This is a genomic window from Sphingobacterium sp. T2 (genome assembly GCF_000814685.1).
Taxonomy (GTDB): domain Bacteria; phylum Bacteroidota; class Bacteroidia; order Sphingobacteriales; family Sphingobacteriaceae; genus Sphingobacterium; species Sphingobacterium thermophilum.
This window is the reverse complement of record NZ_JXAC01000033.1, coordinates 1-24,272: the sequence shown is the minus strand read 5'-3', so window position 1 is coordinate 24,272 and position 24,272 is coordinate 1. Positions and strand designations below refer to the sequence as shown.

Below are 24,272 nucleotides of genomic sequence, written 5' to 3'. Positions count from 1 at the left end.
ATTAAAAAATAACATTCAGTCCAGCCGTCCAGGTGGTTGGAATAGGGTAACCCCATCCCACATTTTCAGGATCTACCCCTGTAAATGCTTTTGATTTTACCGTGAACAGATTTTGTCCAGTCACATAGAAGCGTAGACGACTCATGCGCAATCGCGAAACCATGTCAGTAGGAAGCGTATACCCAAAAGACAAATTGCGTAATTTTAAATACGAACCATTTTCTATATAGTATGTAGAAAGACGGCCTTCGTCATTGTTATTGGTTGTTTGTAAGGCCGGAATATCGGAACTGCTGTTTTGCGGTGTCCAGGCATTTAACAAGCGCCTTCCCTTATTAGAATTTACATCGTCAACACTCCAGAAGTCGGTCTGCTTTTTTAACCAGTTTTCAACATCAATACCTTGCACGCCTTGAAAATAAGCGGATAAGTCAAACCGCTTGTATTTAAGAGCCACGTTCAAACTATACGAAAAATCAGGATGTGGATTGCCTATCCAGGTACGGTCCAAGTCGGTAATTTCGTTGTCCGTGTCATACACATTCACATAACGTAAACGTCCGATACCTTTACCGGTCTGGTTTACATGTGCATTTACTTCATCTTGGTTTTGAAAGATACCGTCTGTCACGAATCCGTAGAATGAGCCCAATGGCCGACCGATAATATTGTCACCTTGACGACCACCATATGAGTTTTCCACGGCTTCCGGCAAATGCGTTATCTTATTTTTATAAGCAGAAATAACCCCCGTTAATTCATAGTCTAGGCCAAAAGCCGTCTTATTACGATAACCTGTCGTCACGTCAATACCCTTGTTCTCCATGGAAGCACCATTTGCCCAACGATATCCTCCCTCACCCACGACGCCAATGTAGGCTGGATTAATTAACATATCCTTGGTAGCTTTTACATACCAATCAATAGAGCCGAACAAGTTTTGTCCGAAAAGTGAGAAGTCGAGACCGATATTGGTTTGTGTGGTTGTCTCCCATTTCAAATCGTCATTTTGGGTTTGGATTTTGCGATAACCCGACGGTAAAATACCCGAACCGTTTCCCGCCAAGTCATAAGCTGTTCCATTTACGATATCCCAAGTCGGGTCGGCGACACCATATTCCGGTACAAAGAGTGCATAGGTCGCTAAGTTATCAATACCTTGATTTCCGGTCTGGCCCCAGCCTACCCGTAGTTTTAAGTCAGAAATAAAGTTTTTGGTGCTTTCCATAAAACGTTCTTCTGAAATACGCCAACCTGCTGTTACCGCAGGGAAGGTTGCAAAACGGTTGTTTCTTCCAAAGCGTGAAGAACCATCATGTCTAACGGTAAAAGAAGCCAGATAACGATCATCAAACACATAATTTATTTTCCCGAAATAAGAAAGCAACGAGAAGCCTGTCGAACCGCCACCGACTGCAGCTGTTCCAGTACTGACACCTGGCCACATATATTCGGGCGTTTCAATAACGAACGCGCCTTCTCCCGCTGTATAAGCATTAAAAGAAATGTTCCGTTCTCTATTCATCTCCATACCACCCAATATGTCGAAAACATGTCTATCAATCGTTTTTCTGTAATTGGCGGTATTTGACCAAGTCCATTTCATCCCATGGCTTTGTTCCATATTGACGCCAGTTCTATTGTTATTCAAAAAACCGGATTGATAGGAAACTTCCATATGACGCTTATAGAAATTACTATAGTCAACACCGTAACTGGTTCTCAAATGCAAATCCTTGATAATCTCTAAATTTGCATAAGCATTTCCGAAAAGCCGCCAATAATTGTAGGCATTATTCCGATTGTCGTAAAGCAATCGTAAAGGATTATGCCGGTCATTCATCCCTTGCGAAGGGCCTCCCCAACCTATACCATCCACTGTATGCACCGGAATAACCGGTAGAGCTTTTAATGAAAGATCGAGTACATCTCCCGGTACTTGCACTTCTCCTGTATTATTCACCGTGAAGTTTTCCCCTACGACCAGCTTTCCATCAAAAAATTTGTAGTCGGTATTTAGGCGAGCTGATATACGTTTAAAATTCGTATACTTCAGCGTTCCGTTATTATGAAAATACCCCAATGAGAAAAATGAACTACTCTTATCGGTTGCAGAGCTAAATGAACCATTATACGATTGAATCAACCCCGGTTTAGACACCTCGTCGAACCAATCGGTATCCGAAGCACGCATGGTCTGTTTATTGTCCAAAAATTGAGGTACATAAATATGATCCAACTGCGGATGACCGTCGGCGTCGATACTCCAATCAAATTGATAACCAATATTATTACTATTCGGATTGGCTCCACTGTTCATCATCGCCTGCCACATAGCTTGTCCATATTCCTTCGCATTGAGTACTTCCATACGGTTGTTGAAAAAGGTACTTGTCGCGTAGGCATCAAAGGTGATCTTTGGATCGCCGGATTTTCCTCTTTTGGTCGTGATAACAATAACACCGTTTGCTGCCCGTGAACCATAAATGCTTGCAGAAGAGGCATCCTTCAATACCTGTATACTCTCGATATCGTTCGAATTCAACTCATGCATTCCGCCCTGAGTCGGCACACCATCAATAACGTATAGTGGGTCTTGGCTGCTATTTAAGGAACTAATCCCGCGCATACGTACCGTCGCTGCGCCACTGGGATTACCATCTGCAGTTACAGTCATCCCGGCAACACGCCCTTGTAGTGCTTTGATAGGATTATTTTCGGGCGCTTTCATCATTTCTGCTACGTTCACGACGGAAACTGCTCCAGTCATATCTTTTTTGCGCTCGGTTTGGTAACCCGTCACTACGACTTCTTCCAGCTCTTGTTCTACACTGACCAAGCGAATCTCCATAAATCTTGCAGTCCCTGTAGCAACGGTTTGCGTTTCATATCCCACATAGGACACCTCTACGGATACGTTAGTGCCGGTTAGTTGCAACGTAAACTCCCCATTTTCATTTGTTTGTGTAGCCTGTGCTGTTCCTCTAACCACTAAAGATGCACCCACTATGGGCACTTCTGTACTGCTATCTATCACCCTTCCTTGAAGGGTTACCTGCTGTGCAAAGCTGGCAACAGAAAAAATAACCATGTACAAAAGCAGGATTACTTTCTTTCTTGTAAACATCATAATCGGTTGCTTGTTAGTGAATAAAAAATTTAAGTTTATTAATATTTGGTATTGTCTAAAGAATTTAACCATACAAACCTATTGATCGTAACCTCGTCGTAACTCGGACATGCCCCCGTGCTTTGCGTAACAAAGGCGCTTAGCGTTGTGGCGAACTCCAACATTTCTTCCGGTGTTACCTGTTTATCCTGACGGCAGCGCTGCGATAGAAAAGCGGCCAGAAAAGAATCTCCGCTGCCAATAGTATCTTTCACCTCCACCTTCAAGGCGGGGAAATGGTAAGAGAATTTTCCTAACCAAGAATGATAAACAGCACCTTTCGCCCCATAGGTTACAATAAGCTCATTAATGTCAAAGGTGGTCATAACGGCTTCCGCTTTTGTGGCGTCAGTATCGGTATCTGGTAATCCCAACCAAGTCGCTATAAAGCCTAATTCTTCCTCGTTCATCTTTACCAGATCAGCATATCCCAATAATTCAAAGATGCGTTCCTTTGTATAATGCGGGGCACGCAAGTTGACATCCAACACTTTGTAATTTGCTAATTGTATTAAGGTTTTAAGCGTTTGATAACTGGCATGATGACGCGTGGACAAACTACCGAATACAAAAAAATCGGCTTTATTCACAGTTTCTATTTCTTTTTCTCCTAACGCAATATAATCCCACGCAACAGGGAACACGATTTCGTAACGTACATCTTTGTTTTCGTCGATATCAACTTCTACTGTAGATGTTGGATATTTATTATCTTTCTGGAAAAGCGTCAAGGGTATAGCCAATTCAGCACATAGCGTCATAATATCCTCTCCGTCTTTATCCTCGCCTATACGTGTCAGCATCTCCGTATGAATACCTAGCTTATTAAGGTGATACGCGACATTGAGTGGTGCACCTCCTAATTTTCGTCCAGAAGGTAGATTGTCCCAAAGCACTTCTCCGAAACAAACACCGCTGATATTTAATATTTCGTTCTTCATTGTTTTAACGTAATCAATTCTTCGCTGTCATGCTTAGCATAACAGAATAATTGCATCCAATTAATGTAATGGCATCGCATCTCCCATATCCTCAAGCGATTTCCCTTTGGTTTCGGGCATCAATTTCCAAACATATACGAGCTGTAAAACCATACATCCAGCAAAAATCATAAACGTATATGCCCCTCCCAATAATTCAGTAAGTGCAGGAAAGCTGAATGTGATAATAGCCGCCATTACCCAGTGGGTTAAACTGCCTAGGGTTTGCCCTTTTGCCCGAACATCGTTCGGAAAAATCTCGGAGATAAATACCCAGATAACGGCTCCTTGTGAGAAGGCAAAAAAGGCAATAAAAACCATGAGATAAAGGGTGACAGCAATACCTTCTGTATTACCGGAAAAAAAGGCATAAGATACCAACGACAGTGACACGATTAATCCGATAGAGCCTATGAACATCAGCTTACGTCGGCCAACCTTATCAATAAAGTTGATGGCTATTAACGTAAAGATAAAGTTAACCAAACCTATGCCTACCGTAGATAACAACGAGCTTTGCGCACCCAAACCTGCCATCTCGAATACACGCGGTGCATAATAAATAATCGCATTAATGCCTGATACTTGATTGAATACGGCGAATAGAATCGCTAATATTACCGGAAAACGATTAGCTTTCGAAAACAAACGGCTTTCTCCTTTACCTTGACTCTCTTGCTGGTTTTTCAATATTAATTCGATATCGTTATCTACCTGCTCTCCGCTTATCTTCTGCATAATAGCCGTAGCTTCTTCTTTTTTTCCACGGTGTAGTAGAAGCCAACGTGGGCTTTCTGGTACAAAAAAGATCAAAATAAAGAAAATGAGGGATGGAAACGCTTGTACGCCAAGCATCCAACGCCACGACTCTTCTCCTCCTTGTCCTATAAAATAATTGGACAGGTATGCAACCAATATTCCTAACACTACGTTGAACTGAAATAATCCCACCAATTTCCCTCGCGATTTGGCTGGAGAAATCTCTGATATGTATATGGGTGCGGTTACGGACGATACGCCTACTCCAATACCGCCTAAAAAGCGGAAAAGGATAAAGGTATTCCAATCTTGTGCGAGTGCTGTGCCAATAGCTGAAAAGAAGTAGAGTGCCGCTACGAGAAATAAGGTCGTTTTACGACCTAATTTATCCGATGGATAAGCACCCATTGCAGCTCCAACAACTGTTCCGATTAAGGCTATGGCCATCGTTAAACCGTGTTGAAATTCACTTAGTGACCAGAATAGCTGGACGGCTTTTTCCGCACCAGATATAACGGCCGTATCAAAGCCAAATAAAAATCCGCCTAACGCCACTACGAATGACCAGGCCAAAACTGTGTTTTTGTTCATGTTACTTTATTTACAACTGATTAATCAAAAATTAACATTTACAATTGATTTACAACTGATTAATCCAAAATTAACATGAACTTCATCTCTGCTTAAATAATGGCTAACTTAATTATATCAAATTTGTATCAACGACAATAATTAATCAAAATATTGTGTATCAACGAATTAAAATTTTAATAAATATTTCATGACATGAATTTTGTACCATTTCTTTAGATTATGTTACCTATCTAAACAGTCGATAAAATGTGTATTTTAAACACTAAGCTTTGTTGTTCTGTTAGGAAAAAAAAAATTGTATCTTGTCGAGAAAATTCAAAACAGGGGATGTCAAGGTTTTACATTTTTTTTGCTTTCGTGATCCTTCTATGCTGTCATGCTTGTCAGCCGAGTGGAAATAATACGCAGTTTACCATTGCTTTTTCACAGTGTATCGGTGATGACGCGTGGCGAGAAACCATGTTGGATGAGATGAAAAGGGAGCTCTCTTTCTATCCGGATATCGAATTTATCTACCGTGACGCCGGTGGAGATAACCAAAAGCAAATACAGCAAATAAAAGAGATACTCGAACAAGATATCGATCTACTCATTGTGTCGCCCAATGAAGCTGAACCATTGACGCCGATTGTCGATTCCGTTTTTCAAAAAAATATTCCAGTAATTGTCACCGACCGCAAAACATCCTCCGGTTTATACAACGCGTATGTTGGGGCAGATAATCTTGCGATAGGTAAACTAGCTGGACAGTTTATTGTGCATACACTCAATGGACGAGGACAAGTAGGTATCGTCACTGGATTGAAAGGTAGCTCAGCATCTATCGAACGAAAGAAAGGATTCCTTGATGCGTTAGATAGTGCAGGCGCTGTTCGTCTGGGTATTGAAATACAAAGTGACTGGGAAAGGCATACCGCCTATACACAAGCTAAACAGCATATTAAACAGCTTCTTGAGCAAGATATTATTTTAGCTTTTAATGACCAGATGGCTTTTGGTGTCATCCAAGCACTCCGGGAAGCGGGTGAAAACCATAAGAGGGTTGTCGGTATTGATGCTCTTCCTGGCGAAGGCAATGGATTATCGGAAATTGTCAACGGAACGTTGTTCGCTTCCATGCTCTATCCTACTGGTGGCACGGAGGCTATTCGCACTGCAATGGCTATTTTGCAACGCAAACCCTATAAACGGGATAATATTCTGGGAACGGTTGTCATCAATCAAGATAACGCAGGACTCATGATGCTGCAGTCTAACAAAATACAGGAACAACAAGAGGATATAGACAAACGGCAAGAGCTTATCGTCGAACAAAACAAAATATACCGAAACCAACAGACGACATTGAATGTCTTGATAACAAGCTTGGTACTAGCAGTGGTATTCGGGGGGATTTCGATTATCGTTATCAAAAGCAACTGGGAGAAAAATAAGCATCTTGAAAAACAAAACGAGGAGATACTTTCCCAACAACAGCAAATTGTGAAGATGAATGAACAGATAAGGACCGCTTCCGAAGCACAAAGCAAGTTCTTCACGAATGTATCCCACGAATTTAAAACACCGCTTACCCTCATTCTTGCCCCTATAGAGGAGTTGGAGAAAGAGAAAAATTTGTCTTCTGAGGGTGCAGACCAACTGGCACGTATAAAACGGAATGCAAAGAAACTCCAAAACCTCGTTACCGATTTGATTGACATTCACCGCATTGACAAGGCCAAGAGAAAGTTGCAGGCTGCTCCTGTACAGATTGATGCGTTTGTCCAGCAGGTATTGGCAAGTTTTAAATCTTTATCGCAAAAAAAGCGTATATCGTTAAGCTATATCAGCAAAACACCACTCAAAGAAATCTGGATTGACGAGTATCTAATGGAACAGGCACTTTCCAACCTATTATCAAACGCCTTTAAATTCACGGCAAAAGGGGGAAAGATTAATGTCGTTGTAGAAGAAGATACCTTTGGGGATCATTTATACATCCGGGTAGTCGATAACGGAAGTGGAATATCCGTTACGGACATTGACTATATCTTTGACATGTTTTATCAAGGTGAACAGCATCTTTCTGGTTCGGGTATTGGTTTAGCGTATGTAAAAGAGATTGTTGAATTGCATCACGGACAAGTGACCGTTAGTAGTAAAAAAGGGGTCGGTTCGTCGTTTACGTTGCGTTTGCCTACGGGACATTTACATTTATCAGAAGACGAAAAGAAAGGTTTGTTAGACCATACTTCCACACGGCAAACGGAGCGTGAGGAGCATATCTTAAATGTAGAGGAGCTTACCGAGGAAACCGTTTCTTTTTATTCCAGTAAGGCAGCTAATATTCTGGTTGTTGACGACCATCCGGATATCCGTCTGTTCTTGAAAGATATTCTCAAAAAGGAATATAACCTGCTATTTGCCAAAAGCTATTTGGACGCTATTGCAAAAATGGAACAAAGTTACCCGGATCTCGTTGTGAGTGACATTATGTTGCCCGATGGAAGTGGTTTAGATCTCTTAAAATGATACAAAAACAGCCCACAGTTTAATAAAACCCCGGTACTATTGCTGAGCGCGTTGGATACGGAAGAGGATAAAATTGAGGGAATGCGCCTGATGGCAGATGCATACCTTACCAAACCTTTTAGTGTCGACCATCTAAAAGCCGTGATAACCAACCTCCTTACTTCCCGTCGACAACTGAAAGATCATTACACCAGCATTTTAGAGCCGGGAGAAACGGCAACAGATATAAAACAGCATACTGCACGGGATAAGCGGTTTATGCAAAGTTTAGATATGGTTATCGAGGAACACATCGGAAAAAAATCACTCAGTGTAGAAGATATTGCATATGCTCTGAATATCTCCCGCGTACAGCTGTACCGCAAAACCAAGAACCTATTGAACAGTAGTGTAAACGAATACCTTCTTCAACGTCGTTTAACCAAATCTAAACACCTTTTACTAGAAGGGCTAAATATCAATGAAGTGGCCGAAAAAGTAGGTTTTTCCTCAGCGGCCTATTTCGCGGCAGCTTTCAAAAAACAATTTGGTATTACACCGACGGCTTTTAGAAAAGACAAGTTAAAATAAAAATGGGTTAGCCATCGGCCAACCCATTATCAGGTAAATATAATCCCGAGATCTTCTAAATCATCTCCACGCTACGTTTTACAAAAGTCGTAAGATCTGATCCTGTCAACAGTCCACGTGACAGTAAGGCTAAATCGAAGGCTTGTTTCGCTAGCTTTTCGGCATCTTCTTCTGACTTTCGATGATACGTTTTACCAGCGGGTGATTGCCATTTACACTCACCTTATAATGATCCGGCAGCGAATCATAGAAGCCCATACCTTTACCGGTCTTGGCCATATCTTTCATACGACGCATAAATTCGTCTATTGTTACCGATACCGGAAGCTCCTCTTCCGACATGGCTTCCACATGGACTTCCATATCTTTACGACTGATAGCCTTATTGAAGATTTCGGTTACCTTCTTACTTTCTTCCTCAGACAGCTTTAGCTCTATTTTTTCTTCTTTTTGTATTAGTTTATCGATAACATCGGCATCTACACGTTTCAGCTGTACCTTCTCTCCTCCTTTTTGCTCCAGATAAGAGGCAAAATGCGAATCTATAGGACCATCCAATACTAAGACATCGTAACCTTTGGCCTTCGCATTAGCGATGAAGCTATCTTGCTGATTGGCATCAGATGTGTATAGATAAACGATGTTGCCATCTTTATCAGCTTGGATATCTTTTACCTTCTCATAGTATTCTTTGATCGTATAGTTTTCGTTGGCTATATTTTTCAACAAACAGAAGTCGTTGGCTTTCTCGGCAAACTTCTCTTCTGTCAGCATGCCATATTTAATAAAGAGGCCTATATCATTCCATTTCTCTTCAAAACCTTTGCGGTCCGTCTTAAAGATTTCCTGCAGCTTATCCGCTACCTTCTTAGTGATATAATTGCTGATTTTCTTCACATTGCTGTCGGCCTGCAGGAATGAACGCGACACGTTAAGAGGAATATCTGGTGAGTCGATAACCCCATGCAGCAACATCAGATATTCTGGCACAATATCCTTTACCTCATCGGTGATAAATACCTGACGGGAGTACAACTTAATTTTATTGCGTTGAACTTCAAATTCATTTTTAAGCTTAGGAAAATAAAGAATACCTGTCAGGTTAAACGGATAGTCTACATTAAGATGAATCCAAAACAAAGGCTCTTCTGTGGAATATGGATAAAGCTCCCTATAGAAAGACAGGTAATCCTCATCTTTAAGGTCTGCCGGAGCTTTGGTCCACGCCGGATTGGTGTTGTTGATAATATTATCAACCTCTACAGTTTTATATTTAGGTTTACCGTTTTCGTCTTCACCATCCTTCTCGGTTGTGGATTTGGTGCCGAAGCGAATCTTTACAGGAAGGAATTTGGCATATTTGTCTAAAATTTCCTGCAATCTGAATTTATCAAGAAACTCTTCCGACTCCTCGTTGATATGCAAGATAACATCTGTACCGCGACTGGTACGCGATCCTTTGGAGATTTCATAAGAAGTGCTGCCATCACATACCCAATGTGCAGGCTCGGCTCCTTCTTGATAAGACAAGGATTCTATTTCTACCTTATCGGCCACCATAAAAGCCGAATAGAAGCCCAAGCCGAAACGACCAATAATTTCATTGGCATCTTTGGCTTCCTTGAATTTCTCCATGAACTCTGTGGCTCCGGAAAACGCTATTTGGTTGATATATTTTTTGATTTCCTCGGCCGTCATACCAATACCATTGTCGGAAATCGTAATGGTCTTGGCGTCCTTGTCAAACTTGACATCCACAACCAAGTCGCCCAGCTCACCATTGAACTGTCCTAAGGCTGCAAGACGTTTTATCTTTTGGGAAGCATCAACAGCGTTGGAAACCAACTCACGTAAAAAGATTTCTGTATCTGAATATAGGAATTTCTTGATGACCGGAAATATGTTTTCCGTGTTTATGGAGATAGTACCTTTCTCTGTGCTCATATATTTAGCGTTTTTATTACGAGCATGAGTTATCAAGCTACGTTCCAAAAGATTTTTTAGGACATTTTGGCAGGAGAAAATGACAAAATAAAATTAAAGACATTGACATTTCAAAATAATCTACTATATTTGTAGAGTATTCAGAATTGCGTAAGCAATACCAACCGAGTGTAGTCACCACGGTGGTAAAATAATACGGGTATCAGGACCAAAATAAACGTTTCCACGCTTTATTTATCCCTAAGTTTTCTGAATACAATTTATTGGTTTAACGTAAAATCTAAATTGTAATGTCAAACAACAGCAAACTTTTCCAGCATTTAGTGGAAAAATTCAGCCAGTACACTACCGAAGAGCTTATACGTCTCAACAATGAGACGGTAGACAGCAATGCATGGGGCTCTTCCAGAGCTACGTTCCGCACCGCTATTATCTCTGCTCTTTCACGAAAAGGGATAGACATGTCAAGGATTATTGAAAAACAAGACGGTTTCACACACATAAAATCTGTTCCTGTAAAGTTGCAGGACAACTCCCTAATCCCTCTTCGTCAATAACTTGCTCTCATATTCAACGTTCACCAGTTTCATAATCAAAAGGGCAACCTATGTTGCCCTTTAGTTCTTTTAATGTACATGCGATAACGCATATAGAGCAAAGGTTCCAAGCCAATGTGACCCCATATAATCATCTTGGGTAGAAAGGTTGGGTAAGGCAAATGCTATATGGTGATCAGCTATGCTCTTCAAATGTTTCAGTTCGGGAAGTTTGGCACTAATCCCATACAGACAGGCGGCCCTGCTATAGTTGAGGCCGTCAAGATGTACGAGCTTGCCGTCCGTACGGTCTTTCACCACCGCAGGCTCAAGGATAAACTTGTCGTCGAAAAGCTGTGGCATAAACTGAAGCAGCCACTCTCTAAAATCTGCTTTGGTCAATATCTTGGACATCAGATATGCCTCTTCCAGACATGGTGACAGGAAGTCATAGCCACTTGGCTCGTACGCCAGATCACAATGCTCATCTTTTGCAAACAGTCGCTGTCCATGCTCTACGATAGCAGCCTCAAAGGACTTATCCCCTACGGTCCTAGCATAATCCAACGACAAGGAGAGTCCGAAAGCACTGTTGTCATGTTGCCCCGCACGTATTGGATATACCAACTTAGGAAGATATTCTTTATAACGTTCCACCAATAAATCGGCGAGGGGCTGCAAGGCTGCTTTCCATCGCTGCGCATCTGGATCCTGCCATAGGGTAAGGCTTTCCTGCAACTTAAACAGCCAAGCCCATCCGTAAGTACGTTCGAAGCTGGTATTATTCTTATCGTTAAAAAAGGCCATTTCCACCGCCACATTCTCCGGGGTAATATGTCTGTTCAGCAAGTCCCGCACTATACCTGCCGTATCCAACGAAGGGTATTGACGCAGTAGCTCCACAATAGACCAGTAGCCATGAACAGAAGAATGCCAGTCAAAACATCCGTAGAATATAGGACGTAAAGCCTTCGGCGACTTCAAATCTTCTTCAGATCCCAACACCTGCCCCAACTTATTCGGATATTCCACTTCCAAACAATGTGTGGGCAACGCTATAATCCTACAAGCCAACTCCTCGTCCAAGCGGACTACCCTGCTGTCCTCTGCTCTATCCGCTTTTGACGAAATATTTCTACAAGCTGAAAAAAACAAGGTTGTGATCAGCACAAAAGAGACCAATGTTACTTTCTTCATTGTAAAGTATTCATAATTTAGATTATAGCTTAAATGTATAAAAAATTATCAATCAAACGACATGAACATCACAGATTTAATTACAGGAGGAATAGGTTCAAACGTAACTTCTGCTATCTCCAAGACACTGAATTGAATATTGACGAGGACAAAACCAAAGGGCTGGTTGCCGCGGCCGTACCGCTGATGGTTGCAGCACTCAACTATAATGCTAAGAAAAGTTCCGAAAAAGCAGACAATATAAATAAAGCATTAGAACAGCACGACGGCAGTATCTTCAGTCAATTGGATAAGCTGACAGACAGCACCGTAAGTACGGATGGCAAGAGAATAGTGCAGCACATCTTTGGCAGCAACACCGATGTGGTTAAGACTAATCTTGCTTCAAGAACAGGATTGTCTACAGAAAAGATTGAAGGTGCCTTAGCTCTACTCACCCCTCTTGTGATGGGATTCTTCGGCAAGCAGAAGAAATTAAACAACGGCGGAGTAGGTGACCTTATTGGAAATATCTTAGGAGGACAGTCGTCTTCCGGCGGTGGTATCTTAGGATCTCTGGTAAGTAATATCATGGACAGCTTTGGCGTATCCTCCCCGACAAATCAGGGAACACTCTCCAATTTGGCCGGTGAGTTTTTTAACCAAAACAATAATGCCGATAAAAAGGGGTCAGTATTAGAGACCTTAGCCGCCATATTCGGTAAATAGATAAAATACGGACTGCAAAGTCTGTATTTTATCCTTCCCTAAGTCCCAGCTCCTCAAATAGCTTTCTGTACTCTTCAAAGCGATGCTGACGTACAGGTCGTACATAAGGATAGGTGTTGAAATACAACACCAAAGCCGGAGCAATCTGCTTATAGACAGACACAAATTCATACTTTATCAGTTCTCCGTTATGGATACGCTGCTTGATTTTATTATGATACGGATACATTATCTTGTTGTGAAATTATCTGTTGTGCACAAAAGTGCCCCATACTGAAGCATGCCTGCAAGAGATAACCTCCCGTAGGGGCATCCCAATCCAGCATCTCACCTATACAGTGCACTTTTGGATATTTTACCAACGAAAAATCTTGCCGAACCTCATCCATATCCACTCCTCCACAGGTAGATATGACTTCCTCTATAGGACGCAGACCTGTAACCTCAATAGGATAATTCTTGATACTCTTTGCCAATAAGCCTGCAGTGGTAAACGTTTCCTTATCCAGCAGCTTGAGCAATGTCAAGGCTGCCCCCTTAAGGTTAAGTTTACTTTTCAATGTCTCAGAAATCTTGCGGGAATGCCGGAGTATATGTGCTATATCTTCCACGGTAAGGGAAGGCTTTAAATCTAAAGTCAAGGTGAGGGGAAAGTTTTCTTTTCGTGTATATCGGTTCATATAATATACCGGACTTCCCTCAATACCATAGCGTGTAAACAATACCTCTCCTTTTTTTATTATGTCCCCGAAACGTATTTGTACATTTTTGAGTATTTGTCCTTCTAAGATGGAGAAGTCCTTTTTCGTGTTGTACCCCGAATTGGCAGCCTGAAACGGCAAGATATTTACATTTTTACGGCTTAAGATTTCCGTCCAACGTCCATCCGAGCCCGTCTTGGACCAGGATCCTCCCCCTACTGCCAATATCATCCTGCCGTATCTTACGCTCTCAATGGAATCCCCACGGCTGAAGTACGCAAACTCCTCATCAAAGTCCACCAACTTATATCCCGAAAAGAAGCAGACCTGCAACCCTTTCAATGCCTCCATCCAAGCGTTCAGTACCTCAATAGGTTTTATCCCTCTTTCGGGAAACACCTTACCCGAACTACCCACAAAAGTCTTTATTCCAATGGAATCCAGCCACTTAATAACAGACACATTATCAAACTCTTTAACAACTTGTTGAATATGAGGATGAGTATATTTGTGTACAAACTCTTCTACAGGCTCGCTATGAGTAAGGTTAAAGCCGCCGTGGCCAGCTACTAAAAATTTTCTGGCGGGAGCTTTGTTATGGTCATACACAAGTACCTGTACACCGGATTGTGCCAGCTTATACGCAGCCATCAATCCTGCTGGACCTGCCCCTACAACGACGACGGGTAATGCACTCATGGATGCAAAGATACTTCTCTTTCGACGATTCTCGCTATCCATTCATAAAAATAGCCGCAAACTTACGTTTGCGGCTACCTTAAACTCCCACGAAACCTATCCTACACTATTTTCCTTTTTCTTCAATGAATCTATCCGCATTCGACGGTGCTCCATGTCTCTTCCTTTTCTGAACTTTGCACCTGACTCTTTAGAATATTTATTTTTTAATTTCTGTTTTTGTTCTTCGGTCAAGATTTTCTCAAATTTCTCTCTGTGGGCCATAAACTCCTTGCGCGCCACCTGATGATCTTGTCTGCGCTTTTCTTGCATGGCTTTAGCCTTTTGGGCTCGCTCAAGGTTTAACTTATAGACCTCCTGACGTTGTTGGTCGGTAAAGTTAAGTTCTTTATCCAGCATTTCTGTGCGCTTGGTCGCTATTTCCTCTGGCGTACGTTTCACCCACTCTTTCTTTTCACGCACAGGTCTATGCTGACGTTTTTCCTTGTTCACCTTTTCCTGAGCAAAAGCGCCGAAGCCTATGCCTGAAAGTAATATGGCTATAGATAAGATTTTTTTCATTTTTTACTCCTTTCTTTGTTTTAATATTTAATAACCTTTTCTAAAACAATAGAGTATAAAAACCTCGAAATGTTTAATTTACCTTTGTTAAATTTTGTTAAGATGTAAGGAGTAAAAGAGAGATGGTTAGAAACAAAAAATGCTTTTTCTATGAAAAGCACATCAACAATTTTTAACTTTCATCAGAAAGTTAACACGACTGTTAACGTTTCTGATTTTGTTTGGTTTCTGGTTTGGTTGGTTCTACAAATCCCCAATTGGTAACATAAAACATGTAAGGGTTTCTTTGTAAAGTTGTTTGTTTTTCCTTCTGCTTCTTAATCATACATTCTCCTTTCTTTTAATTTCCTAATTACACTACAAGAAGCTTGCCAAATTTTTTAATTAAGTATTAATAAGAAATTTTTTACATTTGAATTAATTAAAACATCAATTTTTGACATCCTGTCAGCTCATCTTGAAAAGAAAAAGCCCCGAAGCAAACTCGAGGCTTTTCTGTAGGTTGTAAAGAATATCTTACACTACGATATTAATAATCTTACCTTTCACATAAACAACCTTCTTCACCTGCTTTCCATCCAGATAGCGTTGTACATCCGCATTTGCAAGAACGATTTCTTCTACTGCCTTAGCATCCAGATCCAAGGCCAGAGAGAGGTTCATTTTCATTTTACCATTTACGGAAATTGGGTAAGCAAATTCTGACTCCACCAAATAATCCGGATTAAACTTTGGATATGGGGCATAAGAAATTGTTCCTGGCTCATTACCTAACAAAGCCCATAGCTCTTCGGTAATATGTGGAGCATAAGGAGAAAGTACAACGATCAAATCCTGAAGGATCTTACGTTTGTTGCATTTCAAGTCAGTAAGCTCGTTCACACAAATCATGAAAGCAGATACCGATGTATTGAACGAAAAACGCTCGATATCGTCTTCTACTTTCTTGATGATTTTGTGCAGCGATTTGTATTCTGCTTTTGTTGGTTCATCGTCCGACACATTGAAGTTGCCTTCCGCATCATGGAACAAGCGCCATACTTTACGCAAGAATTTATATACCCCTTCGATACCGTTGGTATTCCAAGGTTTGGATTGCTCCAAAGGTCCTAAGAACATTTCATAGAGACGCAATGTATCTGCACCAAACTGCTCTATAATGTCGTCCGGATTTACTACATTGAATTTGGACTTGGACATTTTCTCCACCTCAGTGCCGCAGATATATTTGCCATTTTCAAGGATAAATTCCGCATTGGCAAAATCCGGTCTGAAGGCTTTGAACTTCTCCGTATCCAAAATATCATTGCTAACGATGTTTACATCCACATGCAATGGAATCGTATTGTATTGATCTTTCAATCCATACGAAACAAACTTATTCGTTCCTTTACCTTCCTCATCCAAGATACGGTACACAAAGTTAGAACGACCTTGGATCATACCTTGGTTGATTAGTTTCTTAAACGGTTCTTCCTCGTTGTGGTATCCCAAATCTTTAAGGAACTTATTCCAGAAGCGGGAATAAAGCAAGTGACCTGTGGCGTGTTCCGAGCCTCCGATATACAAGTCTACGGCTTTCCAATAGTCGATTGCTTCTTTTGAAGCAAAGCTCTTATCGTTTTTAGGATCCATATAGCGGAACCAGTACCATGAAGAACCGGCCCATCCCGGCATGGTGCTCAACTCATACTCGTATTGGCCTTGGTATTTCCAGTTTTCGGCACGACCAAGAGGAGGCTCTCCTGTCTCTGTAGGAAGATATTTATCTACTTCCGGCAACAAGAGAGGAAGTTCTTCTTCTTTAATCAGATAAGGCAATCCATTTTTGAAATATACCGGCACAGGCTCTCCCCAATAACGCTGACGTCCGAAGATGGCGTCGCGCATGCGATAGTTTACCTTAGCTTTTCCGAGTTTTAGTTCTTCTAGCTTAGCAATCAAGGCTGGAACGGCTTCAGCATAAGTCATGCCGTTGATAAATCCCGAATTGATATAGCGTCCATCTTTGTTCGGGTCGGCAGCCTCTTCAATATTCTGTGTATCCGAAATAGGAATGATAGGCAAATTAAAGTGTTTTGCAAACAGGTAATCACGTTGGTCACCTGACGGCACAGCCATCACCGCTCCCGTACCATAACCTACCAACACGTAGTCTGCAATCCATATCTGTACATCTTCACCCGTCAATGGATGTTTTGCATAAGAACCGGTAAATGCTCCCGAAACAGTCTTTGTATCTGCCATACGGTCAAGCTCGGACTTCTTCGCAGTCTTTTCTATATAAGCTTCAACTTCAGTCCGTTGACCTTCCGTAGTTAAAGCAGAAACCAACTCATGTTCAGGTGCCAGTACGATGAACGTCACACCGAAAATAGTATCTACACGAGTCGTAAATACTTCAATTTCAGTATTCAGTTGCGGCACAGGAAACTTAACCGAAGCACCTTCCGACTTGCCTATCCAGTTGCGTTGCATCTCAATGACAGGTTCCGGCCAGTCCACGGTCTCTAACCCTCTAAGCAGTCGGTCCGCGTAAGCGGTGATACGCAAAGACCATTGCATCATCTTTTTCTGTTCTACCGGGTAACCGCCACGCTCCGAGACGCCGTTAATGACTTCGTCATTGGCCAACACGGTCCCTAGAGCAGGACACCAGTTTACCGTACTTTCACGCAGGTAAGCCAAACGATATTTCAACAGTTCACGTTGTTGTTCCTCTTCGGTAAAAGCTTTCCATTCCTCCGCGGTGAAGGACAGAATATCTTCATCACAAGAAGCATTAACTCCCTGTGTACCTGATATTTCAAACCTTTGAATTAAAGTATCTATAGACTCAGCTTTGTCAGCATCCTTGTTATACCAAGAATTGAAAAGCTGCATAAAAATCCATTGCGTCCATTTATAGAACGAAGGATCCGACGTGCGCACCTCCCTAGACCAGTCGTACGAAAATCCGATATTGTCCAGCTGTTCACGATAGCGGTTGATGTTTGTTTCTGTCGTGATCGCAGGATGTTGTCCAGTTTGGATGGCATATTGCTCCGCAGGCAAACCAAAAGAATCGTATCCCATCGGATGCAATACGTTAAATCCTTTCAACCTTTTATATCTTGAAAAAATATCAGAAGCGATATATCCTAGCGGATGTCCCACATGCAATCCTGCTCCCGATGGATAAGGGAACATGTCCAACACATAATATTTAGGCTTGTCCGTAGACTCTGAGGTCTTGAAAGTTCCTCGCTCAGCCCAAAATTTTTGCCACTTTTTCTCAATTGATTTGTGCGAATAATCCATTTCTTAATACGTTCTAAAGAGATGCGAAAATAGCGATTTTAAGGCATATATGGGAATAATTGTTTTTAAATCAAGTAATTTTTTGGATAGCAGCACTCACGGCTTACTATTTCATTCGTAAAGAAATGTTAAAATCTTGATTTCCCCGACAGATATATTGATATTTATTCCCTAAAATCATCATAAATCCTTACTTTCGCATTATAAAATTAAGAAGCTTTATGTCTATAATTGATCAGGGATCACCAAGAAAAAAAAACGAAATCCGTATATATTTCTACGGTTATCAGTATTGCTTTGGTACTGTTGATGACCGGTCTTTTGGGATTGATATTGGTACATGCCAAAAACCTTTCCAAATATGTGAAGGAAAATATAGTACTTAATATCATTGTGAATGACAATGTGAACGAGGGTGACGTCTTATCCCTACAGAAAGACTTAGAAAAAGATCCTTACGTATTACGTACGGAATATGTTTCCAAAGAGCTGGCAGCCAAAAACCTAAAAGAAGACCTCGGGGAAGACTTTATCGAGTATCTGGGAACTAACCCTCTTCTTCCTTCTATAGATGTATATCTGAAAGAACAGTATGCCAACGCGGATAGCATTCAGCCATTTATAGATAAAATCACCAAAAGCAGTAAAGTGAAAGAAGTCGTTTACCAAGAATCGCTTATCGACATGGTAAACAAAAACATACGCGTTATTTCTATTGTGGTATTAGCCTTTGCGGCCATATTACTGATTATCGCTGTAGCCCTCATCAATAATACTATCCGTCTAGCTATTTATTCCCAACGTTTCTTAATCAAGAGTATGCAGCTTATCGGTGCCACAAAAAACTTTATCCGCCGGCCGTACATCATTTATGGTATCATTCACGGTTTGATTGGTGCTTTGGTAGCTATCCTGCTTTTGATTTTCACGTTAAACTTCGCGCAAAAGCAGATTCCGGAGATTGTATTTTTGCAAAGCTGGAGTGAGTTTGTGTTAATATTCTTAGTAGTGGTAATCTTGGGAATCCTTATTTCCGGTATTAGCACCTATTTTGCCGTAACAAAATATTTAAAAGCTAAATCACACAGCCTGTATCGATAACACATTGTTTATACTAACACATTATAAAAAAGTATGACTGAAAAAAGAACCGTATTGGACAAAGACAAGAAAGCGAGTGTTTTTGTGTTCCAGAAAGCAAACTACCAGTTGTTCATAGCAAGCATACTTGTTGTGGCCGTAGGATTTTTCCTGATGATGGGAACGGAAGACATTTACAGCTTCACTAAAATAACCCTAGCTCCTATCGTGGTAGTAGCGGGATTTGCCTTGGGATTTATTGCGATTTTATATAAGCCGAAAAACAAATAAATTTTATAATGGATTACATTCAAGCTATTATCATAGCTATTGTTGAAGGACTCACCGAATATTTACCTATATCGTCAACAGCCCATATGGGTTTTACAGCTGCATTGATGGGAATGGAAGAAACAGAATACCTTAAAATGTTTCAGGTGTCCATCCAATTCGGTGCTATACTGGCTGTAGTGGTTTTGTACTGGAAAAAGTTTTTTGACATCAACAACATACAGCTTTATTACAAGCTTGCCATTGCTGTCATTCCTGCGCTGATTCTTGGCAAGTTATTCGACGAAAAGATAGAAGCCGTATTAGGCAACCAGATAGCCATCTCTACCGTTTTGGTTTTGGGAGGTGTGGTATTACTATTTGTCGATAAGTGGTTTAAAAACCCTAAAATCACGGACGAAAAAGACATTTCCATAAAGAAAGCCTTGACCATAGGCTTTTGGCAATGTCTGGCCATGATGCCAGGAACATCGCGTTCAGCGGCTTCCATCATTGGAGGATTGACCCAAGGTCTTAACCGCAAAGCAGCTGCCGAATTTTCCTTTTTCTTGGCTGTTCCTACCATGTTGGCGGTGACAGTATACTCCATCTTCGTCAAAACATGGGGAGAAGGGACGAATCATGCTCAGAAAGGATATGAAATGATCATGGCTAGCGAACAGAGCATTATAGCCTTTATCTTGGGAAATGTAATAGCTTTCATCGTAGCCATGATCGCCGTGAAAACATTCATCTCCGTATTGACAAAATACGGATTTAGATTCTGGGGATGGTACCGCATCATCATCGGAATAGGATTGTTAATATTCTTTTGGCAGCAATAGGTCATCACCTTCATCAGGTTCGCATAATAATTCATTCGACAATAATTCGTATTTTTGCAGCACTCAAATGATATAGAGTATCTATCTATATCATTTGATTTTCAGAAATGAAGGAAACAACAGAAAAGAAAACATAAAATATTCTCCTTTGCCGAAGGAGAAATACTATTAGTAGACAAACCTTTGACGTGGACGAGCTTCGATGTGGTAGGTAAACTTCGCAATACGATGAAGCCATTGAAGCTTAAAGTGGGCCACGCAGGAACCTTGGACCCTCTGGCAACAGGATTGCTCATCATCTGTACCGGCAAGCTCACAAAAAAAATCGACACCTTCCAAGCCGAAGATAAGGAATACACAGGCGTCATCACTTTAGGGGCTACCACTCCTTCTTACGACTTGGAAACAGAGATAGATCAAACGTTCGACATAAGTGCAATCACGGAAGAAGAGATATTAGCTGTTGCCAAAAGTTTTGAAGGAGAACAGGAACAGCTGCCTCCTGCCCATTCCGCCGTAAAAATCAAGGGAGAAAGGGTCTACGAGAAGGCTAGACGCGGTGAAGACGTAGAGCTCAAACCTAGAAAGATTATCATCTCTTCTTTTGTCATCGAAAAGATAGAAATGCCTAACGTACATTTTAGGATAAAATGTTCGAAGGGTACTTATATACGTTCCATAGCACATGATTTTGGAAAAGCATTGAACAACGGCGCCCATCTGTCTAGTTTGCGCCGTACCATGAGTGGCGACTTCCATGTCGATGACGCCTGGAAGCTGGATGAGCTGATTAAGGCTATACGTGAACAAAAAGAATCTACACTACAACAAACTTTATAGTATTATCCAATGAAGATATACAGAAATCTGGAGGAGTTCGTACCATTAGATAATGCCATTGTGACTATAGGAACTTTCGATGGTGTGCATATCGGGCATCAGAAAATTCTTAAGAAATTGGTGGATTGTGCCAAAGAAACGGGAGGAGAAACTGTATTACTTACATTTTTTCCCCACCCTCGCCTTGTCATCAACCCAAATGACGACAGCTTACGCCTTATCAACGATATTGAGGAGAAAACCCATCAGCTAAGTCTATCGGGCTTAGACCATCTTATCATCACTCCTTTTACTCAGGAGTTTGCCAACCTCAGCCCAGAAGACTACATACGCAATGTCTTAGTAGATAAGCTAGGAACAAAAACTATTATCATCGGCTATGATCACCATTTCGGTAAAAACCGCAAGGGTACAATAAAAGACTTGGAGCATTTTGCTCAGATTTTCGATTTTAAAGTTGAAGAAATTGCCAAACAAGATATCGAGGATGTAGCCGTATCGTCAACAAGAGTGCGAGAAGCCCTTATCAAAGGGGATATTGATACAGCCAACAAATATCTAGGCTATCCTTTTGAGCTTACAGGCACTGTAGAAAAAGGCGACCAAATAGGAAGACAAATAGGATTTCCTACTGCCAACCTACATGTGCATGAAGCGCACAAGCTTATCCCTGCCTATGGTATCTATGCCGTAGAGGTAGATATCTATACCGAAGTGTCAAGTATTATATCAGGCGAATACGAGGAGCTAAAGTGTTAAAAACCGCACAAGGCATGTGTTATATAGGTAATCGTCCTACGATCGACGGCTTCACCAGAAAAATAGAAGTGAATGTCCTTGACTTCAACGAAGATATTTACGACCGTACGGTACGTATTAAGTTCCACAAGTTTATCCGTGAAGACAAACGTTTCGACAACTTGGAGGCACTGCAACAGCAAATCAAGGAAGATGAAAAAACTATAAGAGCCTATTTTAAGTAAAATAGGCTCCTACTTTTTGTTCCTACAAATCTTCTATAGTTCTACCGGATGAAAAACCTTACCCAAAGCCTCTAGCTCATCTAAGTTAACCTCTTCTTCAAAGATGCCATAGACGGCAGAACCAGATCCGGACATAGATGCATAAAGTGCTCCCTTTTCGTATAGCTTGTGCTTTATCTCTTGTATGACAGGATATTTATCAAAAATTCCAAACTCAAAGTCATTTTTAATGTAATATTTCCATTCCTGTATAGGCAACTTAATCGCTCTACACAAGTCCACCTCAGGTGCAGCAGGAATCACCTGACTATATGCCTCTGCCGTTGAAATATGTATATCCGGCTTTACAATAACAATCCAATAAGTCGACAGGTCTAGTGATATCTCGGAAAACTCATCTCCTATTCCAGTCGCAAAGACAGGTTTATTTTCCACAAAGAAAGCACAGTCAGCTCCCAACTTGGCGGCATATTTCTGCAGTTCCTCGGCTTTAAGGTTTAGCTTATTCCATTCGCTCAACGCCTTTAGCACAAAGGCTGCATCAGAAGATCCTCCTCCCAATCCTGCCCCTACGGGAATGTTTTTCAGCAACTTGATAGCTACAGGCTCAATCTGGGGAAAATCACTCTTCAATAGATGGTAGGCTTTGGTGCATAGGTTGTCTCCTCTTTCCGGAATATGGATGCCATAGGTCTCAAAAGAATAACTATCTGCCGCATGCATTTCCACCACATCATACATTTTCACCGGATAGAATATGGTTTCAATATCGTGATAGCCATCCTCTCTCCTTCGGGAAACAAACAACCCTATATTAATCTTAGCATTTGCGAATGAAATCATACTACAAATTAACAAAAATCCGTCTGAAAAGCAGTTTAAAGATAGCATAAATGCACAAAACAAGGCTTATGAAAAAATCATCGACCTCATTTTCAAGTGATAAAGAAAAAGAGCAAAATTTAGTTTTGTAGATATACATAGAATTTCTACTTTTGTGGCGGAGAGTTGGCAGAGTGGTCGAATGCGGCGGTCTTGAAAACCGTTAACTGTAACAGGTTCGGGGGTTCGAATCCCTCACTCTCCGCAAAGGAAGCTTCATCATCAGATGAAGCTTTTTTATTTTAAACGGATTTCCCCACAATCAACAGATATATACATTTCATCCGCATTGGATTCGAACCGAAGGGTTAGCCGGAGAGTTCGATTCACAGAAACTTAGGATGATCATTGGGAGGAAAAAGGACTTTTAATTAAATAAGCAAAGATCTTGCTTAGTAAAGAAAATCTTTACCTTCTTCAGTCCATCATTTCTATAAACATCATAAATGCTGAATATAAACTGATGTCCTTTTCTTTAAAAATTTGTCTGAGTGTAGATAAGGCTTTGGAGCGAGCAAAATAAATAGTATTCAGTGTAGTTCCTAGGGTTTGACAGATCTCTTTATTACTTTTTCCTTCCAGATAGGTCATCCGAAAAATTTCGGCTTGCTGTTTCGGTAAACGTTCCAGTTCTTTTATAATTTGTTCCAATATTTCTACATAAATAATCTGTGAGAGAATATCTGGTCTTCCTTCCGGGGTCTCCAATAAAAATTCGTCCCCCAAGTCCACATTTTTACGGTAATATCCACTAGTATGATCGTAACTAGCGTTTCGCACAACAAGAAATAAATAAGATTTGAGTGCCGCAACAGATACGGTTTTCTCCTTATTCTGCCAGGCAATGCAAAAAGCCTCAGAAACTATTTCTTCAGAGACTTCTTTGTTTCGTGTAATCTTAAAGGAATAAAAGCGTAGCTGCTCTCCCCATAATCTCATAAAAAACCGAAGTCCTTCTTGATCACCAGATTTAAGCCTTATTAAATACTCTATGTCTTGATCCTTATGCATTGCAAAGCCGTAAGGCTTTATTATTCAAGATACTAAGAATATTTAAATAACTAAAACCGTATTCCATAGTTTCTGAGACTGCCAAGGMTACTAGGATTATGACACCTCAACACGCTCTATCTATCTAAACAC

Annotated in this window: 20 protein-coding genes, 1 tRNA gene, 1 pseudogene and 1 riboswitch; of the genes and pseudogenes, 11 read left to right on the top strand and 11 right to left on the bottom strand. The window is 41.0% G+C overall.

Annotated features, from left to right (window positions below):
- Position 1: 1 nt before the first annotated feature.
- From SD31_RS03145 to SD31_RS03135, 3 genes are read right to left on the bottom strand one after another with little or no spacing between them, the layout of a single operon-like run.
- Positions 2 to 3,130 (bottom strand): SusC/RagA family TonB-linked outer membrane protein, encoded by a 3,129-nt coding sequence (locus SD31_RS03145; RefSeq protein ID WP_197053503.1) that lies wholly within the window; start codon positions 3,128 to 3,130, stop codon positions 2 to 4.
- A 38-nt stretch (positions 3,131 to 3,168) separates the two neighbouring features.
- On the bottom strand, positions 3,169 to 4,110 hold the full coding sequence (locus SD31_RS03140) for a carbohydrate kinase family protein (protein WP_039053075.1): 942 nt from the start codon (positions 4,108 to 4,110) through the stop codon (positions 3,169 to 3,171).
- Between the two features lie 60 nt (positions 4,111 to 4,170).
- Entirely contained in the window at positions 4,171 to 5,499 is a 1,329-nt protein-coding gene (locus SD31_RS03135) for a sugar porter family MFS transporter (RefSeq protein ID WP_039053074.1), read from the bottom strand.
- Positions 5,500 to 5,748: 249 nt separating this feature from the next.
- Between SD31_RS03135 and SD31_RS03130 the strand changes: the two genes are divergently transcribed.
- Positions 5,749 to 8,013, top strand: a complete 2,265-nt coding sequence (locus SD31_RS03130) for a substrate-binding domain-containing protein (protein WP_082021790.1) — start codon at positions 5,749 to 5,751, stop codon at positions 8,011 to 8,013.
- 39 nt (positions 8,014 to 8,052) lie between these two features.
- Entirely contained in the window at positions 8,053 to 8,583 is a 531-nt protein-coding gene (locus SD31_RS14810; protein WP_156138164.1) for a DNA-binding response regulator, read from the top strand.
- 55 nt (positions 8,584 to 8,638) lie between these two features.
- Here SD31_RS14810 and htpG read toward each other — a convergent pair.
- Positions 8,639 to 10,527: pseudogene (gene htpG / locus SD31_RS03125) on the bottom strand (molecular chaperone HtpG).
- A 131-nt stretch (positions 10,528 to 10,658) separates the two neighbouring features.
- A riboswitch (SAM-I-IV-variant riboswitch) is annotated at positions 10,659 to 10,753 on the top strand.
- 64 nt (positions 10,754 to 10,817) lie between these two features.
- On the opposite strand from htpG, the gene SD31_RS03120 reads away from it, so the two are divergent.
- Positions 10,818 to 11,084 carry a hypothetical protein gene (locus SD31_RS03120; protein ID WP_039053073.1) on the top strand — a complete coding sequence of 89 codons (267 nt, stop codon included), beginning with the start codon at positions 10,818 to 10,820 and terminating at the stop codon, positions 11,082 to 11,084.
- Positions 11,085 to 11,153: 69 nt separating this feature from the next.
- Here the strand turns inward: SD31_RS03120 and SD31_RS03115 are convergent, their stop codons facing one another.
- Positions 11,154 to 12,260, bottom strand: a complete 1,107-nt coding sequence (locus SD31_RS03115) for a DUF2891 domain-containing protein (protein WP_039053072.1) — start codon at positions 12,258 to 12,260, stop codon at positions 11,154 to 11,156.
- A gap of 132 nt (positions 12,261 to 12,392) precedes the next feature.
- Here SD31_RS03115 and SD31_RS03110 point away from each other — a divergent pair, with 132 nt between their 5' ends.
- The gene (locus SD31_RS03110) at positions 12,393 to 12,968 is read left to right on the top strand and encodes a DUF937 domain-containing protein (protein WP_039053071.1); all 576 of its coding nucleotides are present in this window, start codon (positions 12,393 to 12,395) and stop codon (positions 12,966 to 12,968) included.
- A gap of 28 nt (positions 12,969 to 12,996) precedes the next feature.
- Here the strand turns inward: SD31_RS03110 and SD31_RS03105 are convergent, their stop codons facing one another.
- The 4 genes from SD31_RS03105 to leuS form a co-directional block, all read right to left on the bottom strand.
- A complete protein-coding gene (locus SD31_RS03105) occupies positions 12,997 to 13,197 on the bottom strand; it encodes a hypothetical protein (RefSeq protein WP_039053070.1) in 201 nt (66 codons plus the stop codon).
- Positions 13,181 to 14,368, bottom strand: coding sequence for an NAD(P)/FAD-dependent oxidoreductase (locus SD31_RS03100; protein WP_039053069.1), 1,188 nt, complete (start codon positions 14,366 to 14,368; stop codon positions 13,181 to 13,183). Before SD31_RS03100 ends, SD31_RS03105 begins: the two co-directional genes overlap by 17 nt.
- Before the next feature lie 96 nt (positions 14,369 to 14,464).
- On the bottom strand, positions 14,465 to 14,929 hold the full coding sequence (locus SD31_RS03095; protein WP_039053068.1) for a hypothetical protein: 465 nt from the start codon (positions 14,927 to 14,929) through the stop codon (positions 14,465 to 14,467).
- A 516-nt stretch (positions 14,930 to 15,445) separates the two neighbouring features.
- The gene (leuS, locus tag SD31_RS03090) at positions 15,446 to 18,229 is read right to left on the bottom strand and encodes a leucine--tRNA ligase (protein WP_039053067.1); all 2,784 of its coding nucleotides are present in this window, start codon (positions 18,227 to 18,229) and stop codon (positions 15,446 to 15,448) included.
- A gap of 231 nt (positions 18,230 to 18,460) precedes the next feature.
- On the opposite strand from leuS, the gene SD31_RS03085 reads away from it, so the two are divergent.
- The 6 genes from SD31_RS03085 (at position 18,461) to SD31_RS20570 (ending at position 22,247) form a co-directional block, all read left to right on the top strand.
- Positions 18,461 to 19,330 (top strand): permease-like cell division protein FtsX, encoded by an 870-nt coding sequence (locus SD31_RS03085; protein WP_039053066.1) that lies wholly within the window; start codon positions 18,461 to 18,463, stop codon positions 19,328 to 19,330.
- A 33-nt stretch (positions 19,331 to 19,363) separates the two neighbouring features.
- On the top strand, positions 19,364 to 19,600 hold the full coding sequence (locus tag SD31_RS03080) for a DUF3098 domain-containing protein (protein ID WP_039053065.1): 237 nt from the start codon (positions 19,364 to 19,366) through the stop codon (positions 19,598 to 19,600).
- An 8-nt stretch (positions 19,601 to 19,608) separates the two neighbouring features.
- Positions 19,609 to 20,424, top strand: coding sequence for an undecaprenyl-diphosphate phosphatase (locus SD31_RS03075; RefSeq protein WP_039053064.1), 816 nt, complete (start codon positions 19,609 to 19,611; stop codon positions 20,422 to 20,424).
- Between the two features lie 138 nt (positions 20,425 to 20,562).
- Positions 20,563 to 21,264, top strand: a complete 702-nt coding sequence (gene truB / locus SD31_RS03070) for a tRNA pseudouridine(55) synthase TruB (RefSeq protein ID WP_039053063.1) — start codon at positions 20,563 to 20,565, stop codon at positions 21,262 to 21,264.
- A gap of 9 nt (positions 21,265 to 21,273) precedes the next feature.
- Entirely contained in the window at positions 21,274 to 22,023 is a 750-nt protein-coding gene (gene ribF, locus SD31_RS03065; RefSeq protein WP_316929737.1) for a bifunctional riboflavin kinase/FMN adenylyltransferase, read from the top strand.
- A gap of 14 nt (positions 22,024 to 22,037) precedes the next feature.
- On the top strand, positions 22,038 to 22,247 hold the full coding sequence (locus tag SD31_RS20570) for a riboflavin kinase (RefSeq protein WP_316929736.1): 210 nt from the start codon (positions 22,038 to 22,040) through the stop codon (positions 22,245 to 22,247).
- Between the two features lie 33 nt (positions 22,248 to 22,280).
- Here the strand turns inward: SD31_RS20570 and ispE are convergent, their stop codons facing one another.
- Complete coding sequence (gene ispE, locus SD31_RS03060) at positions 22,281 to 23,090, bottom strand: 4-(cytidine 5'-diphospho)-2-C-methyl-D-erythritol kinase (protein WP_039053062.1); 810 nt, start codon at positions 23,088 to 23,090, stop codon at positions 22,281 to 22,283.
- Between the two features lie 159 nt (positions 23,091 to 23,249).
- Between ispE and SD31_RS03055 the strand changes: the two genes are divergently transcribed.
- Positions 23,250 to 23,334 (top strand) — tRNA-Ser (locus SD31_RS03055).
- Positions 23,335 to 23,546: 212 nt separating this feature from the next.
- Here SD31_RS03055 and SD31_RS03050 read toward each other — a convergent pair.
- A complete protein-coding gene (locus SD31_RS03050; protein WP_039053061.1) occupies positions 23,547 to 24,140 on the bottom strand; it encodes an RNA polymerase sigma factor in 594 nt (197 codons plus the stop codon).
- Between the last annotated feature and the right edge of the window lie 132 nt (positions 24,141 to 24,272).

Coding starts and splice junctions, on each gene's coding strand:
- SD31_RS03145 (WP_197053503.1), bottom strand. CDS start 3,130: ATGATGTTTACAAGAAAGAAAGTAATCCTGCTTTTGTACATGGTTATT.
- SD31_RS03140 (WP_039053075.1), bottom strand. CDS start 4,110: ATGAAGAACGAAATATTAAATATCAGCGGTGTTTGTTTCGGAGAAGTG.
- SD31_RS03135 (WP_039053074.1), bottom strand. CDS start 5,499: ATGAACAAAAACACAGTTTTGGCCTGGTCATTCGTAGTGGCGTTAGGC.
- SD31_RS03130 (WP_082021790.1), top strand. CDS start 5,749: ATGTGTATTTTAAACACTAAGCTTTGTTGTTCTGTTAGGAAAAAAAAA.
- SD31_RS03120 (WP_039053073.1), top strand. CDS start 10,818: ATGTCAAACAACAGCAAACTTTTCCAGCATTTAGTGGAAAAATTCAGC.
- SD31_RS03115 (WP_039053072.1), bottom strand. CDS start 12,260: ATGAAGAAAGTAACATTGGTCTCTTTTGTGCTGATCACAACCTTGTTT.
- SD31_RS03105 (WP_039053070.1), bottom strand. CDS start 13,197: ATGTATCCGTATCATAATAAAATCAAGCAGCGTATCCATAACGGAGAA.
- SD31_RS03100 (WP_039053069.1), bottom strand. CDS start 14,368: ATGAGTGCATTACCCGTCGTCGTTGTAGGGGCAGGTCCAGCAGGATTG.
- SD31_RS03095 (WP_039053068.1), bottom strand. CDS start 14,929: ATGAAAAAAATCTTATCTATAGCCATATTACTTTCAGGCATAGGCTTC.
- leuS (WP_039053067.1), bottom strand. CDS start 18,229: ATGGATTATTCGCACAAATCAATTGAGAAAAAGTGGCAAAAATTTTGG.
- SD31_RS03080 (WP_039053065.1), top strand. CDS start 19,364: ATGACTGAAAAAAGAACCGTATTGGACAAAGACAAGAAAGCGAGTGTT.
- SD31_RS03075 (WP_039053064.1), top strand. CDS start 19,609: ATGGATTACATTCAAGCTATTATCATAGCTATTGTTGAAGGACTCACC.
- ribF (WP_316929737.1), top strand. CDS start 21,274: ATGAAGATATACAGAAATCTGGAGGAGTTCGTACCATTAGATAATGCC.
- SD31_RS20570 (WP_316929736.1), top strand. CDS start 22,038: ATGTGTTATATAGGTAATCGTCCTACGATCGACGGCTTCACCAGAAAA.
- ispE (WP_039053062.1), bottom strand. CDS start 23,090: ATGATTTCATTCGCAAATGCTAAGATTAATATAGGGTTGTTTGTTTCC.
- SD31_RS03050 (WP_039053061.1), bottom strand. CDS start 24,140: ATGCATAAGGATCAAGACATAGAGTATTTAATAAGGCTTAAATCTGGT.